Below are 17928 nucleotides of genomic sequence, written 5' to 3'. Positions count from 1 at the left end.
ATGGCTACGCTAAACAAAGCTCTGACGCGGCCTGCCGCCATAGCCGGTATTCCCCTTGTGCCGTTCGTGATAGTTAGCGGGGCCATCGTACTGCTGGCGGTCTACCTCAGCTATTACCTGGTGTTGCTGCTCATCCCGGCCTGGCTAGAGATGAAGGCAAAGGCCAGAACGGATATCCATTATTTCGGGCTGCTCTGGCTGGGCTTTAAGACCCGGGGCCGGTTTGCCACCAATAAATATTTCGGAGCCAATGCCATGCTGGCAAACCGCTATGACGCCGTCGATATTTCGGAGTTTATTGAGAAAATGAAATTAAACGAGCGCGTTACGCTGGATAAACATATTCCGTACTCCTCCCATATTCACCCGCACGTCATCAGAAACCGCCACGGTGATTTAGTGTCCACCTGGGAGTTGGACGGTACGGTATTTGAATGCGAGGATGAACATCACCTGACATTAATGGCAACCCATCTTAATAACGTGATCCGTTCGTATGAGGGCTTGCCGGTAACCTTTTATCTTCACCGCATTCGGGAAAAATACCAGGATGCCTTCGCGGCAAATTCAGGCATTCCCTTTTCGGACGACGTCACAGCGCTTTATTATCAACCGATAAAGGAAAAACCGCTCTGGCGGCACCGGCTGTTTCTCACTCTGTGCTATGCGCCGTTCTCCCGCCTTGAGAAAAAGGCCATGAAGGCACGGCCGTCCGGTAAGCGCACAGCGGCGCTGGATAACGCCCTGCACGTAATGCTGGAACACAGAGAAGCGCTGGCTTCTGCCCTGTCCCGCTATACGGCAACCCCGCTGAAAGCGTATGAAGAAAGCGGGCGTGTTTACTCCTCCCAGCTTTCCTTTTATCACCGCCTGCTCACCGGCCAGTGGCAGAAGGTGGCGGTCACGCGCTCGCCGTTTTACGACACACTCAGTACCCCGGATGTGTTTTTCACCTCCGACACAGCCGAATGCCAGACGGTCAGCGGCTCACGCTTCTTTCGCAGTCTGGAAATCAAGGACTACTCGCCGGAAACAGCGACCGGCCTGCTGGATGCGTTGCTATACGCGGAAAGCGAGTACGTGATGACGCAGTCGTTCACCTGCATGGCGCGGGATGAAGCGCAGAACCATATCCGTCTGGCGGAAAAGCGGCTGAACTCGGCGGACGACGACTCCCTATCACAGCGTGAAGAGCTGATTGTGCTGCTCGACCTGCTCCAGTCCGGGCATGTATCCTGCGGGAAATTCCACTTTTCCCTGTTGGTATCCTCAGACAACGCCGACCAGGTGGTGAAGGACACCAACGCACTGGCGCACCCCTTCGCCGACCTCGGCATCATGACCACCCTGTCCACGCTGTCGCTTCCTGCCGCGTACCTGGCACAGTTACCGGGTGTGTATACGCTGCGCCCCCGACTGGTGGCCGTCAGCAGCCAGAACTTTGCCGATATGGCGGGCCTGCATAACTTTCATCCCCACAAGCGCAACGGCAATCCGTGGGGCGAGGCCATTGTCATCATGACCTCCCCTGGCGGCGGCGGTTATTACCTGAATTTGCACGATAGTCAGACCGGACGGGATGACTTCAACGAAAAAACACCCGGAAATACGGCGATTATCGGGAAAACCGGCTCAGGAAAAACGATACTGATGACCGTGATGCAGCAGTTGATGCAGAAGTACCGCAACCCAACAACGTTCTCAGAATCGGCCCCCCACAAGCGGCTGACCACCGTGTATTTCGACAAGGACCGGGCGGCGGAGATGGCGATACGCCAGATGGGTGGGCGCTACTTTCGCATTCGTACCGGTGTCCCCACCGGGTTTAATCCGTTTTCACTTGCGCCGAGCAAACGGAACATCAACTTTATCAAGCGGCTGGTGCGGATGTTGTGCCGTCGAAATAGTAAACCGCTCGATCCGCGTGATGAGGAACGCATCAGCACCGCCGTGGACACTATCATGCTGGACTACCCACCGGAGTATCGCCGCTACGGCATCACGCGGCTGCTGGAAGTGCTGCCGGAGCCGCCAACGAAAGAGGCCCGCACCAATGGGTTACGCATTCGTCTGAAACAGTGGGCGCAGGGCGGTGAGTTCGGCTGGGTATTCGATAACGAGAAGGACACGTTCGATATCAGCGACGTGGATAATTTTGGCATCGACGGCACGGAGTTTCTGGATGATGACGACATTCGCGGTCCTATCACCTTCTATCTATTGTACCGAGTTACCAGCCTGCTGGACGGTCGCCGGCTGGTGATGTTCATGGACGAGTTCTGGAAGTGGCTGGCCGATGTGGAGTTTTCCCGCTTCTCGCTCAATATGCTCAAAGTCATCCGCAAGCTGAACGGCATCTTTGTCCCCGCCACCCAGTCGCCCGATGAAATCGTCAAGCATCCCATCGCCCCGGCGATTATTGAACAGTGCGGCACACAGATTTTTCTCGCCAACCCGAAGGCCAGCCGTGCCGATTACGTGGAAAAAATGAAGGTGCCGGACAGCGTGTATGACATCGTCAGAAGCCTTGACCCGGGCGAGCGTTATATGGTGGTCCTGAAAACGCCCCTGCGGGCCGGTGAAACCCGGCCTTTTGTGTCGATGGCGAAAATGGATCTGTCCGGCCTCGGGAAAATAACCCGAATTCTGAGCGGGAGCGAAGACAACCTGAAACTGTTTGACGCCCTTTATCAGGAAGGGATGCAACCTGATGACTGGAAAGACGCATTCCTTGAGCAAGCCCTGTAATAGCCATGACTGAGGTAATGAAAATGCGGACCCGCCATATCATACTGGCATTATCGTTGTTTATTTCAATCCAGGCGTTCAGTGCCGGAATACCGGTATTCGACGCCGTGCAAAATGTCGAATCTATCAATCAGTGGGTTCAAAAACTCCAGCAATGGGAAGATACCGTCACCCATTATAAAAGCGAGCTTAGCGCCTATAAACAGCAATTAGCCACCGCGACGGGCGTGCGGAATATCCAGAGATTTCTCAGCGATGCCAGAAACCTTAAAACTGATATTGATAATCTCCGCAAAAACGGTATTTCACTGGATGACCTGTTAACCAATCATAACGGCTCGTACTCTTCAGAACTTCAACATCTTTACAGTAAATACAAATCCTTCAGCGTGTGCAGCACGGAACAGGAGGGAATAAAATCGCAAGCGCTAACAGAAAGTTGCAAACAAATGATCCTGAATCAGGCAATGGCGATAGAAAATACCACTGAGGTTGAAAACAAGATCACCGGCACACTCGGCGATATATCAGATTTATCCGACCGTATTTCTGACGCGCAGGACTCGAAAGAGTCACAAGACCTGGCTAACACCATCGCGGCAAAAAGCGTACAGTTAAATGCGCTGACAAATCAGTGGGAGATGTCTGTCAAACAGGCTGAACAGCGAACAACGCTACTGGAACAGCAAAGACAGAAAGCCTTTGAGCAGCAACAGTTAACTGCGCCTGTTGCTGACCTTAATAATATATAAGGAGGCCAAACGTGTTCAAACCCATAATAACCTTATGCGTAATATCAGGTGCGACATTGCTGCCAGGCTGTAAGGAATCGAAATCCGAAGCCTGGTATAAGCAGCATCCCGATGAAACCTATAAGGTCTATACGCAATGCATCAAAGATGGGGAAGCAAGCGATAACTGTGAGTTTGCCCACCGGGCGGCCCTTATGTTTGCACAAACAGGCAAGCCAGGCATTAAACAGAAATTCGAAACGGTTTTTCAGCAGGAAGCTGAAAAAAGAAAAACGGCCACTCAGTAATACCTCCTCCGTCATAAACAGGGATTCTTCCCTGTTTTTCTATTCCCCACCTCTTACCATCTCAAGTGAGGCACCATGTCCGGTGGTATGTTTGTTGGTATGGACAAAAGCATCATGGAGGGTCTCAACGCCGTTTTAGAAGGTCAGTCTTCCACCTACGGCACCATGATCAGCGTGATTATCGTCAGTTCCTTCACATTGTTTATTATGTATCGCGGCTATCAGACGCTGGGCGGAAAACTCCAGACGCCGGTTGAAGATGTTGTCTGGGATGTGGGACGTATGTTGCTGATCACCACTTTTGTTTTAAACCGCGACGGCTGGCTGGATGCAAGCATTGCTGCTATTGAAGGGCTCAAAGACGGGATTAGCGGCGATGATAATGTCTGGGTGCTGCTCGATACCGTCTGGGAAAAGGCACAGGCGCTGGGGCAAATGCTGTTTAATCTGGATACTTCCACTTACGTCAAACTCAACGGTGGCTTTGCCGAGGTCCTGGTATGGGGTGGTGCAATCGTTCTGTTACTGGCCGCCACGTTTGTCAACCTCCTCGCCGAAATCACTATTCTGTTAATGACAACCACCGCCCCGATATTTATTTTCTGCCTGTTGTATGGCTTTATTAAGCCCATGTTTGATAACTGGCTGAAAACAATTTTCACAGCAATATTAACGATTATGTTTTCCGCCCTGTCTGTCCGCATCGCCATCAACTACCTGAATAAAATACTGGATGCCGCAACAGCAACATCTGCTGAAAGCAATATGGTCACCCTGGCGGCGCAATGTTTGCTGGTCGGGATTGCAGCGGGTGTCGTGGTGTATTTTTCCGCGAAGATCGCCAATGCACTCAGCGGTGCCGCCGTGCAGGCCGTATTACAGGGCGCTGCCATGAGTGGCCTGAGCGGGCTGGCGAGCAAGTCCACCGACGCGGTCAGACCGGGCATGAAGGCCGGAGCCACCGGTGCCCGGATGACGGCCAAAGGGGGGGTGGTAGCTGCAGCAGTAGCTGGCAGACTCATCGCCGCCGGAACCGGCAAGGCTGTAACAGCATGGCAAAAACGTGCCGCCGCCATCGAAAGCATGAAACGCTTCAATCAGCAGCGTAACCGCTGATCCCTCCCGATCGTCAATTTCACCTACCTATCTCATTGCTGCCTGCGTCCATCGGAGCGGCATTCCTGCATCCATTACATAAGGGGTCTGGTATGAAATTCAGCATCTTCCTTCTGATGCTGTGCGTGCTTGTAGGCTGCGCACAGCATAAAAGCAATCTCACGCCGGTATCCGGCTCCCCGCAGCCGGTTAATTCCCCCGCCATCATCCAGGAGCTGACCCCCAATGCCTGACGTTCAGAAAATCATCAATGTATCCCGCTCATTTGAATCCATCATGTTGGAAAAGGAGGAGCGTGCTAGGAAAAATGCATGGGCAATGGCGGCGGTCGGATTTACTCTGGCCGGACTGGCTATAGCCGCCGTGATTATTCTGCTGCCGCTGAAAACCACTGAAATCGAATTATGGTCAGTGGATAAGCAGACCGGGCGCTACGAATACATGACCCGTATTAAAGAGCGGGATATTTCCGCTGAGAAGGCGCTGGCGCATTCACTGGCGGCGCATTACGTCACCCTGCGTGAAGGGTATAACTATTTTTCTCTTCAGCGCGATTACGATGACGTGCAGTTATTCAACAGCGACAGCGTCAATAAAGAGTATCTGGATGGATTTAACGGTGACCAGGCACCGGATGTCATTTTCAACAAGGCGGACTATGTCGTCTCTGTCGACATTATTTCCAACGTCCATGCTCCCGCAACGGCTCCCGATAGTCTTGCCACCCTGCGTATTAAGCGCACCCTTCGCCGCATTGCAGATAATTCGGTAAAAACGGATTTCTGGAATATCCGCCTGACCTGGCGCTACCTCCCCCGCAAACAACTGACGGACAGCCAGCGCGAAGTGAACCCCCTGGGATTCATCGTCACCAGTTACCAGCGCGATAAAGAACTGAGGAGCGAATAATGCTGAAAATCATGTTTTCCCTCGCGCTTATTCTCGCGTCATGTACGGTATGGGGCGCGGCCACGCCGCACGGCAGCACGTATGACAGCCGGATGCAGAACGTCCCTTACAACAGCCAGAACGCCACCGTGGTGAATACCCGGCCCGGCTACGTCACCACGCTGCTGTTTGACGACGATGAAGTGGTGATTGACGCGCAGGCCGGTTTCCCCAAAGGCTGGACGATAACCAAAAGCGATAACCGGGTCGGCGTCAGCCCGAACCCGATAACGCAGCCGGTCACGGACGCCAGCGGCAACAACGTCAGTCAGGTTTTCCTGCCGACCGCACAAGACTGGAAAACCAACCTCTTTGTGGTGACGTCAAAGCGCGATTACAGCCTGGAGCTGAACGTGCTGGACCACGATTCGCCCGCGCAGGCGTTCGTTATCCGCTACCACTATCCGGCTGAAGTCCGTCAGCTATCCGACGCCGCCAGTGCCACACGCCTGAACAGGCTGCAGGAAGCGCAGGAAAAGCAGCGGATAGCGGCGGCATTCAGGCAGACCACCGCGCCGCGCAACTGGCGTTATACCAAACGGGTGGCCGCCGGTTCGGCGTCGATTGCGCCTGATTTCACTTACGACGATGGCCGCTTTACTTACCTTGGTTTTTCCCCCACCAAAATCCTGCCCTCCACCTTCCTTGTCATTAACGGTCAAGAACACGCGGTAACGCCGCAGATTGTCAGTCAGGGAAATTACACCGTGATGGTGGTCCGCGCGCTGTCGCCAGACCTGGTGCTGCGCTACGGCCCTACTGTGGTAGGAATTGAAAACGCGACCTTCGGGAGAATGGCGGTCGCCAGCGGTGACACCGTCTCCCCTAACGTCACGCTGGAGGCAAAATGACAGCAACTCCTTCCCCGGAAGAACCGGAAAAGACCACGGCAGAGCGTGAAGCGGAGGCCCGCAAACGCGCCCGCGCGGAGATGGCCCGACGCGAGCCGGAACCGCCGCACCAGCCCGGCCAGCCTGAGGTGACTCGTTTTCGAAAATCCTCCGGTCGCCGCACGCTAATCGTCACCCTACTGAGCCTGGTCCTGCTGATTGCGCTGGCGCTCGGCGGCGATCGCCTTCTGCTGGCGTTGAAACGAGGTGATGGCAAAGCGGCCGACACCGCGCCGCCGCCGTCAAACGGCGCGGTACAGCATGAGCGCAAAAACCTCGGTATGGACAGCAACCCGTTCGGCCTGTTCGGCCAGCACAAGCCGGAAGCGACAACAGACCGGGCAAGTCAGGCCCCCGCCGCTGCGTCATCATCACCGGAACCGCCCCTGTTGAATAAGGCGGCGGCGCTGGCTGCCGGGCTAAACGGCACGGCCAGTACGACTCAGGAGAGCAACGTGCGGACGGGTCAAAACACACCAAGCAGTAGCTCTGTGTCAACCGGCAGTCCGCCAGCTGACACATATGCCCCGTGTACGTCAGTGATGATCAAAGGTAAAGATGGCCAGTTGCGCTGCCCGTACGCCGGAAATCCAACTCACGGGTCGGCTGCGAATGCTGAAATCGCCAGTCCGGGCGTAGCGAAAGTGACCGGCGTCAGGCGGCTGGGGCTCGATCCCGATCTGTATATTCCCGTTGACCGCTATATTCCCTGCTCAATGATGCGGCGCTTCGTTTCCGACGTGGGCGGCCATATCTCCTGCCTGATCAGTGAGGATGTCTACAGCGCCAGCAATCACGTGAAACTTCTGCCGGCGGGTACCGTCGCAAGGGGTATTTACCGCACCGGGGCGCTGCAGCATGGTCGCAGCCGGATGTTTGTGCTGTGGACAGAGCTGCGCACGCCCGAGCCCGGCAGCCTGCAAATCCCGCTGACTGATACAGACGCCACCGGCCCGTTGGGTGAGGCGGGGATCGCAGGCTGGATTGATAGCCATTTCTGGGAACGGTTCGGCAATGCGCTGATGCTGAGCACCGTGCAGGACGTGGCCGCAGCAGCGGCGGATGCGGCTCCGGGAAAAGACCGCAATACCGACTATACCGAAAACACCCGCGCCGCCACGGCCGAAATGGCGAAAACGACGCTGGACAACAGCATCAATATCCCGCCCACGATGTATCTGAATCAGGGTGACGTTATCGGCATCATGACCGGCACCGATATTGATTTCTCGTCCGTCTGGCAACTGCGACTGAAAAAGAGGTGGTATGAACGCTGAAAACCTGTCGCTGGATTTTATGAAAAATCAGCTGTTCGGTGCTTTTTTGCCGACTGAGGGGCTCACTGAAATCGCGATTAATCGACCGGGTGAACTTCATACCAAAATTAAGGGCAAATGGCAGAAGCATGATGTTCCTGTCACGCTGCGCCAGTGTTACGCCTTTGCCAAAGCGCTGGCGTCATGGCAGGAGGATAACATTGATGATACGTCCCCTGTTCTGTCCGCCACGCTTGAGTCCGGCGAACGTATTCAGGCCATCATGCCCCCGGCCTGTGAGCGTAACACGGTGTCCATTACGCTGCGCAAACCGTCATTTGAACAGAAAACGCATCAGTCGTGGATTGATGCCGGGTTTTATAACCGGATATCCGGTAAGGAGCAGGCTGAAAGTAAAGATGCTGAACTGGCCCGGTGCTACCACAGCGGGGATATTCCCAGCTTTATGGAAAAGGCGGTGGAGTATGGCAAGACGATTTTTATCGTCGGTGAAACGGGCTCCGGTAAAACCACCTATATGAAAACGCTGCTGCACTATATTCCGCCGCATCTCAGGCTAACCACCATCGAGGATAACCCCGAAATCCGGTTTTACCACCACGCCAATTATGTTCATCTGTTTTACCCGGCGGATGCTGGCGATAATGCCATTGTTACCCCCGGCAGACTGATCCGGGCGAATTACCGTATGAACCCCGACCGTATTCTGCTGGCGGAAATTCGCGGGCGGGAGGCGTGGGATGCGCTGAAAATCGTCGGTTCCGGTCATGAGGGGCTGATTACCTCGATGCACGCGGGCAGCCCGGAAGAATGTATTGAGGGCATTATTGACCGCAGCTATGAAAACCCGAACTGCCAGAACATTCCGTTTGAGGTGCTGTTACGCAAAGTGCTTAAAAGCGTTGACGTTATCGTCAGCATTGATATTCACGGGGATGTACGCCGAATGGGCGATATTTATTTTAAGCCACTCCATCTGAATAAAATGAAGGAGATATTCAAATAGCCCTCTCCGCACACCCTACAGATAAACACCTCTCTTTTATTAATGCATGAAAATCCCAACCACGCATTTATCCATAATGGTGACTGATATGAACAAGGTAATAAAATCCGTATTGTTGATTTGCAGTATCGCAATATTCTCATCCTCGGTGAGGGCAACCGATGCCTGTGAAGTGGTTTTATGCCTGTACGGTAAAACAATGGGTAACAGAGGCGGCGACGAATGTCATTCTGCTGAGCAATCTTTCTTTAAAATTGTCAAAAAGAACAGGCACGGCTTTCTGCCTGACCATACCGCTGACGCAAGAAAATCATTTTTACGCGAATGCTCGTCGGCTGACCCTGACATTATCAGCCAGATCATCAGTAAATTTGGTCATATCCGTGGCGGATAGAAGAAGATTATCATCATGACGAAGCCCGGATTTATTCAACATCCCTGGTCACATCAGCGTGGCGATTCCCTTCGTGCCTCCAGCGTTATTCAACGGATTGAAAAAGAGGCCATGCGCGGATGTGGACTTTATTACGAGATTTATCACTACCACGTCATTACTCAACTATTCCAACTATTAAATAAATTGAACACTACTGACCAACAACTCCTGATAACTGAGGCTGCCAGACGCGGATTTAAGATTGATAAAGCCAGTATTGAAGAGAGTCGCCAGAGTTATCAGGACACGCTGGCTGAAATTCGTCGTAGCGAATATTGAACATAAAACATTCCTCCCCCAACATAATACCCTGCCCATAAATACAAACCGAAAACTCACCTGTATTTAGCAAAGGATGGCGAAGCCGCCCCCAGAGGCGAGGGCAAATCTCGCAGGGAATTTTGGCAAATCTGGCACAGGGCAAAGCGGTGTTTAGGCTTTTTAATTCATGCGCTCAGCAGGAATTAAAAAGTGGCGTGAGGCGAGTAAATTCCATCTCGAAGAAATGGCTAATTTGCGTCACCGAACCCACCGGCGAGCGTTCACCCCTAGGTGAACCGAGCTGGCCGGGGGGAGCCGAATAAATTTCGCCGCCCCAGCGAGCGAAAAGCTATCGCCCACGATAGCGGTTTATTTGGGGGGCACAGCCCCGCACACCGTCGCGGCTAAGTCTCCGGCCAAAAGCCGGTAGCGTGGCGCGACCAACCCCTTTAAAGGTCAGCTTCCCTTTTATTCACGCTGCGAGGAACGAGCAAAGGGAATAAAAAGGCGAAAGCGACCGTCTTAAAGGGGTTGGTCGCGCGTAGCGTGCGACGGTGTGCCGCCTTTGACGTTGGGGGTTTTGGCGCGGCGTCCAGCCGCGACATTACCCCCATGCGGAAGGCAATAAGGGCGTCCAGCCCGCATGTACTGGCGCACGCCGTTTCGTACCGGGAAGCATGCTTTCCGGCACATGGCCGCACAGCGGTCACCTTCTTCGTCCCTTACGTTCGCCCCGCCTTTTCGCCCGACACCGTGGGGCGAATTGATGGGTCGAACGTAAGGGACGAATCGCTGACGAAGGAGGCATCATGATTTTAAATAAGCTTGCCGCTTCACTGTCACCGATAGTGAACGGGATGCTGGCGCTGCTCGCTTTTGTGCAACAGCAACAACTGATACTGGCGTTATTAGCGGGGCTGACGATGCCGTTTTTTGCATCAATGAAAAGCGATGAACGGCAGAAAGCGCCGCTCTGGAAAAAGCTGATTATGGCTTTTTCCATGGTGTGTTTCCTCTCTGGCACACTGGCCCCGGTCGTTATCGGCTTTTTTCAGTGGCTGTATAAGACCAGACTCACCAGTGATTATACAGTACTGGCCTGGTCAGTACGGAGTGCTTTCACTGTAACCGGGATTATTTTTCATATTATGCTTCGCCGGATATTCACGCCGGAACTGGACAAAATAAAGAAACGCCTTGTTAAAAAGACCACCCTTGAACGGGAATTGCGCACCGATGTCCGCACCGTAAAGTCCTTGTTGCCGGAAACACTGCATTATGATCCACTGGATTATATCGACCTGAATAAAGGTATTTTTACTGGCATGGGCAGGGAGAACGAACCGATGTATCTCCCGTTAAAAGACTGGCAGAGACAACACGCGGATATTATCGGCACCACCGGGGCCGGTAAAGGGGTTGCCGCTGGCATATTGCTTTATCAAAGCATTCTGGCCGGTGAAGGTGTCTTTGTTATGGACCCCAAGGATGATGAATGGGCACCCCACCTTTACCGCAAAGCCTGCGAGGATGCAGGCAAGCCTTTTGCCTTAATTGACCTGCGGAAACAACAATACCAGTTAAACCTGATTGAAGATATCACGCCAGATGAACTGGAAGAACTGTTTGTTGCAGGGTTCAGCCTGGCGGAAAAAGGACAGGAATCGGACTTCTATCGTATTGATGACCGAAAAGCCGCGCGTATGGCCGCGCAATTTGTCAGTGATAACCCATCGGCAACTCTCCGTGATGTTTATAACGGTGACTACGTTCAGAGCATTGCCGAAAAAATCAAAGCTTTTTTCGGTAAGATTGAAGAGCTGGCATTACTCAATGCGATTAATTCACCGGAAGGCTTTTCACTTAAACACATGTTTGATGAAGGCGGCTGTTGTTATGTTATCGGCTCCATGCGAAACAGCAAAATTATTACCGCCCAGCGCATGTTACTGGTTCGCCTGTACCAGTTAGCAGAAAGGCGCGACCGTGTAACAGACGTACCGCGCCCGATTGCTATTTATCTTTCGGAACTGAAATACCATTTATCCAGATCAGCACTGGAGGGATTAGGTGCGGCGCGGGATAAAGGCGTACATATTATTATGGATCACCAGTCCATTGCCGATTTAAAAGACTGCCCGGCAGATTTGAAAGGTGACGCCGTTGTCGGTGCGGTCGTTGAAAATGCCAAATTCAAACTGGTTTACCGGGTTATGGACCCGGATACAGCGGAATGGGTGGCGAGAATGTCAGGCACGATTCTGGTGGATGACGAACTCCGTAAGGCTAAGACGGATAATATGCTGACGGAAACCATCGACAGTGAGCGCACAATCCGCCAGGCCGAACGTTTCTTTATTGACAGCAATATGATCCTGAACCTGCCCGATTTTGTCAGCTTTATCTTTACGACAAAAACGCTACCTTCTGCTTCACTGATCTCGCCGATAAAGGTCAGAAAGCGTCAGCTAAAAATCTTTTCGGTTTCCCCTGATATTGCCGCAACGGCAGCCACGGTGAAGATAATGCTGGATTTTGGCGAGGATGATAAACCAGCCATGCCGGATGTGATGACAACGCACCCGACTCTTTTCTTCGACGAAATCGAAGTAAAACCGGTAAAGCCGAAACCTGATGATGAAGAACACCTGTCCCCGCTGGATTTTTAAGGAGCGGTTATGCTGATTTCGTCCTTTCACGAACGCCAGACTCGTAACCACGAAAAAATAAAACAACTGCTGAACTTCCTGAAAGAAGAAACCTACAGTGATTTTAAAACGCTGATGCAGTTATTTGGTTTCCGGGATCATAAGTCGCTTTATTCGCTGCTGGCAAAAACGGAGCGAATGGGGTTAATCCAGAAGCATGTGCTTGAATCACGGACAATCAGGATTTCATTATGGGGGATCACCAGCGACGGCCTGGCGGTGGTGTTAACCCCGGATGATAAAATCTTTCCTGCGCGGTTTGAACCATCAAAAATCACCGGCTGGACGCTGGAGCACCATCTTGATAATCAGGCCGCCAGGCTTATTCTGGAGAAGAAAGGCGCTTCGGGATGGATTAACGGCGACCGGACCACTTTTATCAGCCAGTATCAGGTGAAACATCGCCCGGACGGGTTACTGACCCTGCCTGACGGTAACGTTATTGCCATTGAAACCGAGCGCCGCCTGAAAACCCGAGCCCGTTATCAGTCGATCATGGCAAGCCACCTGCTGGCACGTACCCGCAAGCACTGGATTTATGTTTTTTATGTCATGCCCGATCCGCAGAAGAAGCGTGCGCTTGAACTGCTGTTTGACAGCATCAGGCATGTCATCATCAACCATCAGCAGGTCCCGCTGGAAGAACGCCACCGTCGGGTGTTTCGCATTTATACCTTTGATGAACTGAAACACCTGTCATTAGGCAGCTATACGTAAGATTTTACTCAGGCCATCGTGATGGCCTCACCGGCCTGGCGGCGATACCGCCAGGCCGGAATTTTTTTATTCCACTGCGAGGCGCAGACTGTTCGGTACTCGCTGTGCTGCGTTCCGCCTCAGTCTGCGCCTTGCAGCGTTGCCGGTTAAAAACCATGTAACCGCATTCCCTTGCGGTTGTCTGATTTCGGTCTCAGAGTTTATCCATCAGGTAACGATGTGCTTTAGCGGCGGCGCTGGCCGCTTTGAAAATATAACGCTTGTCGTTTTTCAGCGCTTTCAGCCAGGAAGCAATATAGCTTTCATGTTGTACCTCTCCCTCAATTCCCAGATCCGCCATCAGAAAGGCACTTCCCAGCTCCGCCACCAGTTCTTCCTCTGCATAATCTGCACTGCCAAACTTCCCTTTCATTTCACGGTTCAGGCGTTTTTTGTCACCACTCCAGTGAACCAGCTCATGCAGGCCGGTAGCGTAGAAATTCGCCGCATCTGAAAACAGATGGCGCTCCGGTAGCCAGACTTCATCTGTTGATGGGCTGAAAAAAGCATTTTGTCCTTTCTCGATGATGTTTGCACCGCTCTTATTGAACAGATTTTCAGCCTGCGGTAACGGGGCAAATGTCGCTTCCGGGCTGACCGTTTCAGTTGTCAGGGGCAAACCGTCGATTTGCTGAACGTTAAACACGGTGAAAGTTTTCAGCATCGGGATATAGTCAATTTCTCCGGCGTCGTTTTCCTTCTCCAGGGTGGTGTAGAAAATGGCTGTTGTGCCATGTTCACGTGTGCGAACCTGTCCACCTGCTGCCTGAGCCTGTTTGTAGGTCAACCAGCGTGAATCGCTGAAACCCTGTTTAGATGCGCTGCACCACAACATCATGATATTCATCCCGCTGTAGGCTGCTCCGGTTGCGTAATTAGATGGCAGACCAGACATGCCCGATACGCGTTGCCACGGACAGGACCACGGTTTTACACCGCTTTCAAGTGCTGCAACGATGTTGTCGGTGACGGTCTGATAAATATCCGTTCTGGTTTTAGACAATTTCGTTTTTGAGGAGCCTGACGGGTCCAGCGGGGATACGCTGGTCGCCGCTGCGGTGTTAGGGGCGCTTGTCCGGGTGGTATGCAGGGAAATCGTCATTGTTTTTTCTCCGTCAGTGTGTGATTTTCGTCTTCGTATCGCCTGACGGTTCGCTTTCCCGGCATCGTTCTGTCCTGCAAGGGCGCAGCATGCGTGCCATTTACCCTTGCAGGACGGGTTGTGTTGGGAAACGATTAACCGGAAGCAGATATGGAGAACGGAAAGCACACGGGAGAAAAACTTGCCCCTATATAGCCGGGCTTAGCGCCCCTCAGTTGCAGCGGTGAAATGGGTTTGGGATTTTAGATATAGTATAAGCATGACTGGCAGAGATTAATATATTGTTCCTAAGGAGGAAATAATGAACTGTAGGTAATTATTTTTACAACCAGCCTTTAAAAGGCATTCTAAAATGTGAAAATATTTTAGTTGATAGCAAATTCCCTTGAAATTCCAATTTTTCAGTTAGAATAATCAATTTAAAACCACCGCTATAGTTATATGGTGTTATTATAAATTGACTCTGATCTTATAATTAATTGCATTACATTAAAAATAATTCCGTTCCGCATGAATGAGTGTGGCTTGAATCTTCGCTATATGCCACCTTCCCTTTGTATTTGCCTCACCGAGGCGACTCCACACTGCCGTTTAACTATCTAATAAACTAGGATTTTTGGTGGAAAACTAATCTTCGCCATCATCACTTTTTAGAGCATGACTTAATTTAAAAATGGTGTTATAATCTTCTGTTAAAAGATTACAAATAATTGAGAGAAAGGGGTGTGAAAATCGTGGTTGACTACAGAGATCTGAATCTTAACCGAGAAAACCTTGATCTCAATATCCAGAACTTTCTGGAATCTCACGGCTATCAGCTTGATGGAGATATACAAACATTTCCCAAAAGGAAAAGGGTGGTTTTTGGCTCTACTGGGTCGGAATTCTCAACTGTTGATTTTCACCTCAACCATACAGGTACAACTACGATTCAGTGGAAATTAGGTAGAAATCAACCAGTTGGTGAAACACTTGCTTCATATTTAAGGGATACAATCGACCCAGCAGAATTTGAAAACGTCAATTATTCATTGAAAGGAATAACTACAGAATCATTCGATCCTATATTAGAATGCGTTTTGGAGGCTGGTGATATTGAACTCAATCTCTTACGTGATGAGGACAACTGTAAGCAGGTAACGCTGAAAAGTATTGCACATCAAGACCACTTAACTCTCACTCACCATCGACGGACAAGAGTTTTACAAATACAGGGTAAACCTTTGTCATGTTATCGTCGTGTTATTTTCATGCTTACAGATTTACTGGATCTCAAAGGATTAGAACAAGTCTTATATCGTAAAGATAACAGTAGCGCTGAGATAGTTAGAAAGGAGATGGCCGATGACTATATAAAAACGGCATTTCCTAGAAGCTATGAACTCTTACCTGAATCAGTAAAAAAACTGCTAATCTCTAGCTGTTGTGTGAAATTAGCCTCACCACAGTTACCAGATTATTGCCTATTACTCTATCCGGACCTACGGGCTCTCGAAGGAGTGCTGAAAGAGCAGATGTGCATTTACAATATGTCTGTTGAAGATGCAGAACATGGTTTTGGCGACTTTTTTGATATCAATCGTGGCTTATGTACTTTAAAACCTCAATACAGTGCAATGGTTAGAAATGTAGGTATGCAGGATGCTTTGAATAACGGCTATACATTCTATAGGAAACATCGTCATACACTTTTCCATATGGAAGAGTTTGCAGATGGCAGTCGCATGATAGATACCCTTGAAAAGGCAATAAGTTTATCTAAAAACACATATTCTGCGATCGATAGCTTATATACAGCGAGAATGTGAAAATTATGATTCAAAAAATACGCATTATTGGTGAAATAGCTGTTATAACTGCCACAGCGGATTTTCACCCTTTGCGTCAATTAAAAGGTCTGGCAATTGAACTCGATCAACTTGGTTTTGAGGGTGTAGTGCTGTTTGACCTATTAGCTGTAAATGGCTTAGCAGAAAACCGCTTTGCATCTATGAAATTTACCAATAGAAAATTTGTTCGTTCCTCGTTCGTGCTAGAATCCAATGTAAATCCAAGTATCAAAAATGAACAGGATGCTTTTGCTAAACAAGATCAGACATTTCTACTTGGGAGCGTACTCTCATCCACTGAGATTGAAAAGTTCACACACTAATCCAGCCGTTTTTTCCTGATCACCTCGCATAGATTCTTCAATACTTACAAAAATAAAAAACATAACATTTTCAATACAATAGAGAAACACAGATTATTAAATCTTTTATGTTAGACCGCTAATCAATGCCCCCACCAGAAGACCAATGCTAAAACTATGGAAGTAAGAAAATTTTTATGTCCATTGTGATGAAAGTAACCTGCAAGTATTATAAACTGTACATTAACTAACTGAATTAGAAGATTAAGGTAAGGCATTGAAATCAGTTAAGTGTAAGAGCAATGGAGAGAAAGCCCCAGTAGCACAAGCCTTTACCCCAGAGGCTAGCTTAAAACGCAAAATACGCTCACATTTTACACAGCTGGGGTTTCAAAAAGGGCCGGATGGAACACTAGTTCGTCCTGAGTCAGGAAAAGAATCAATCCGTCAACTGCACAGCGCTCAACGTGAAGAACGTCTACGCTCCTCTGAGCAATTTATATCTGAATTCTTGCCAAGTGCCATACCATATTTTGCCAACGGAAATGAGATTGATCCAACTAAGATTCGCTTATCATTGATAAAAGTTTCTGCGAATTCGTTCGAATCCAAACTCTTTAGGGCAGCATCTTTAACCTGGTCTGTTCCAGTATCAAATGGTTACGGTCGCCGCATGCGGTACCTCGTGTGGGACAGAGGGCATGACCGACTTGCTGGAATATTTGCATTAGGAGATCCAGTTTTTAACTTATCTGTACGTGATAATTTAATCGGATGGACATCTAATGATCGGTCAAGTCGGCTAGTTAACATACTTGATGCTTACGTTCTTGGAGCGGTTCCCCCCTACAATATGCTTTTAGGCGGTAAAGCGATTGCCTGTTTAATCCGCTCACGAGAAGTTTATGACGATTTCCTACGAAACTATGGTTCAACGACGGGCATCATTTCTGGTAAAGATAAATACGCTCACTTACTAGCAGTGACAACAAGTTCTTCCATGGGGCGTTCATCACTTTATAATCGACTGAAGCTAGATAGCATAAGTTATTTTGAACCAATCGGTTATACCGTCGGCTGGGGGCATTTTCATATTACCGATGAGTTATTTGGGGAGATGCGTGAATATCTTCGGCTCGCAGAGCACCCGTATGCCGATCAACATTGCTTTGGCGAAGGCTCAAATTGGCGGCTCAGAACTATCAAAGCTGCCCTGAAACAACTCGGGATTAACCAAGCTGTTTTACGTCATGGAATCCAAAGAGAGGTATTTTTCTGCCAGCTCGCTGAAAATGCAAAAGAAATTCTCGCGACTGGTAGGGGTACACCCGACCTTTCAACCTTAAAAACTATTGATGAAATATCTGAACTTGCGCGTAAGAGATGGATTGAACCGCGAGCTCTAAGGCAGGGTTATTATAAGAACTGGAGACGGGACGATATATCCTTACTAATTAAAGGATTAAAACTGGACGTAATAACTAGTAAAACTGCCTAAAGGAGTTGGGAG

General features: G+C 50.2%; 17 protein-coding genes. 16 read left to right on the top strand and 1 reads right to left on the bottom strand.

Annotated elements, in window-relative coordinates; all coding sequences use genetic code 11:
- The 13 genes from OGV93_RS16500 (at window position 1) to mobC (ending at window position 13146) form a co-directional block, all read left to right on the top strand.
- Window positions 1-2748, top strand: a complete 2748-nt coding sequence (locus tag OGV93_RS16500; RefSeq protein WP_287109810.1) for a VirB4 family type IV secretion/conjugal transfer ATPase — start codon at window positions 1-3, stop codon at window positions 2746-2748.
- Window positions 2749-2771: 23 nt separating this feature from the next.
- Window positions 2772-3500 carry a TrbJ/VirB5 family protein gene (locus OGV93_RS16495; RefSeq protein ID WP_287109809.1) on the top strand — a complete coding sequence of 243 codons (729 nt, stop codon included), beginning with the start codon at window positions 2772-2774 and terminating at the stop codon, window positions 3498-3500.
- Between the two features lie 11 nt (window positions 3501-3511).
- Complete coding sequence (locus tag OGV93_RS16490; protein ID WP_287109807.1) at window positions 3512-3787, top strand: EexN family lipoprotein; 276 nt, start codon at window positions 3512-3514, stop codon at window positions 3785-3787.
- A 75-nt stretch (window positions 3788-3862) separates the two neighbouring features.
- Window positions 3863-4903 (top strand): TrbL/VirB6 family protein, encoded by a 1041-nt coding sequence (locus OGV93_RS16485; protein ID WP_287109806.1) that lies wholly within the window; start codon window positions 3863-3865, stop codon window positions 4901-4903.
- 92 nt (window positions 4904-4995) lie between these two features.
- Window positions 4996-5136 carry a hypothetical protein gene (locus tag OGV93_RS16480; RefSeq protein ID WP_287109805.1) on the top strand — a complete coding sequence of 47 codons (141 nt, stop codon included), beginning with the start codon at window positions 4996-4998 and terminating at the stop codon, window positions 5134-5136.
- Window positions 5129-5812, top strand: a complete 684-nt coding sequence (locus tag OGV93_RS16475; RefSeq protein ID WP_287109804.1) for a VirB8 family type IV secretion system protein — start codon at window positions 5129-5131, stop codon at window positions 5810-5812. The genes OGV93_RS16480 and OGV93_RS16475 overlap by 8 nt, the downstream gene beginning before the upstream one ends.
- A complete protein-coding gene (virB9, locus tag OGV93_RS16470; RefSeq protein ID WP_287109803.1) occupies window positions 5812-6702 on the top strand; it encodes a P-type conjugative transfer protein VirB9 in 891 nt (296 codons plus the stop codon). The genes OGV93_RS16475 and virB9 overlap by 1 nt, the downstream gene beginning before the upstream one ends.
- Window positions 6699-8018 (top strand): VirB10/TraB/TrbI family type IV secretion system protein, encoded by a 1320-nt coding sequence (gene virB10, locus OGV93_RS16465; protein WP_287109801.1) that lies wholly within the window; start codon window positions 6699-6701, stop codon window positions 8016-8018. The genes virB9 and virB10 overlap by 4 nt, the downstream gene beginning before the upstream one ends.
- Complete coding sequence (gene virB11, locus OGV93_RS16460; RefSeq protein ID WP_287109799.1) at window positions 8008-9024, top strand: P-type DNA transfer ATPase VirB11; 1017 nt, start codon at window positions 8008-8010, stop codon at window positions 9022-9024. The genes virB10 and virB11 overlap by 11 nt, the downstream gene beginning before the upstream one ends.
- Window positions 9025-9112: 88 nt before the next feature.
- Window positions 9113-9418: a TrbM/KikA/MpfK family conjugal transfer protein gene (locus OGV93_RS16455; RefSeq protein WP_287109798.1), complete on the top strand. Its 306-nt coding sequence runs from the start codon at window positions 9113-9115 to the stop codon at window positions 9416-9418.
- 15 nt (window positions 9419-9433) lie between these two features.
- On the top strand, window positions 9434-9739 hold the full coding sequence (locus OGV93_RS16450; protein WP_287109796.1) for a hypothetical protein: 306 nt from the start codon (window positions 9434-9436) through the stop codon (window positions 9737-9739).
- 791 nt (window positions 9740-10530) lie between these two features.
- Window positions 10531-12390: a type IV secretory system conjugative DNA transfer family protein gene (locus OGV93_RS16445; protein ID WP_287109794.1), complete on the top strand. Its 1860-nt coding sequence runs from the start codon at window positions 10531-10533 to the stop codon at window positions 12388-12390.
- Between the two features lie 9 nt (window positions 12391-12399).
- The gene (mobC, locus tag OGV93_RS16440; protein ID WP_095282513.1) at window positions 12400-13146 is read left to right on the top strand and encodes a MobC family replication-relaxation protein; all 747 of its coding nucleotides are present in this window, start codon (window positions 12400-12402) and stop codon (window positions 13144-13146) included.
- 193 nt (window positions 13147-13339) lie between these two features.
- Here mobC and OGV93_RS16435 read toward each other — a convergent pair whose 3' ends face one another.
- The gene (locus OGV93_RS16435) at window positions 13340-14287 is read right to left on the bottom strand and encodes an ArdC family protein (RefSeq protein ID WP_287109792.1); all 948 of its coding nucleotides are present in this window, start codon (window positions 14285-14287) and stop codon (window positions 13340-13342) included.
- Between the two features lie 725 nt (window positions 14288-15012).
- Between OGV93_RS16435 and OGV93_RS16430 the strand changes: the two genes are divergently transcribed.
- The 3 genes from OGV93_RS16430 (at window position 15013) to OGV93_RS16420 (ending at window position 17916) form a co-directional block, all read left to right on the top strand.
- On the top strand, window positions 15013-16095 hold the full coding sequence (locus OGV93_RS16430; RefSeq protein ID WP_287109790.1) for a type II toxin-antitoxin system RnlA family toxin: 1083 nt from the start codon (window positions 15013-15015) through the stop codon (window positions 16093-16095).
- A 5-nt stretch (window positions 16096-16100) separates the two neighbouring features.
- Window positions 16101-16439, top strand: coding sequence for a type II toxin-antitoxin system RnlB family antitoxin (locus OGV93_RS16425; protein ID WP_060854645.1), 339 nt, complete (start codon window positions 16101-16103; stop codon window positions 16437-16439).
- A 256-nt stretch (window positions 16440-16695) separates the two neighbouring features.
- On the top strand, window positions 16696-17916 hold the full coding sequence (locus OGV93_RS16420; protein ID WP_095282515.1) for a Druantia anti-phage system protein DruA: 1221 nt from the start codon (window positions 16696-16698) through the stop codon (window positions 17914-17916).
- Window positions 17917-17928 lie beyond the last annotated feature (12 nt).

This window comes from Citrobacter sp. Cb031 (assembly GCF_030336725.1).
GTDB lineage: Bacteria > Pseudomonadota > Gammaproteobacteria > Enterobacterales > Enterobacteriaceae > Citrobacter > Citrobacter braakii.
Note: the sequence above shows the minus strand (reverse complement) of the source record. Positions and strands in the feature narration are given on the sequence as shown.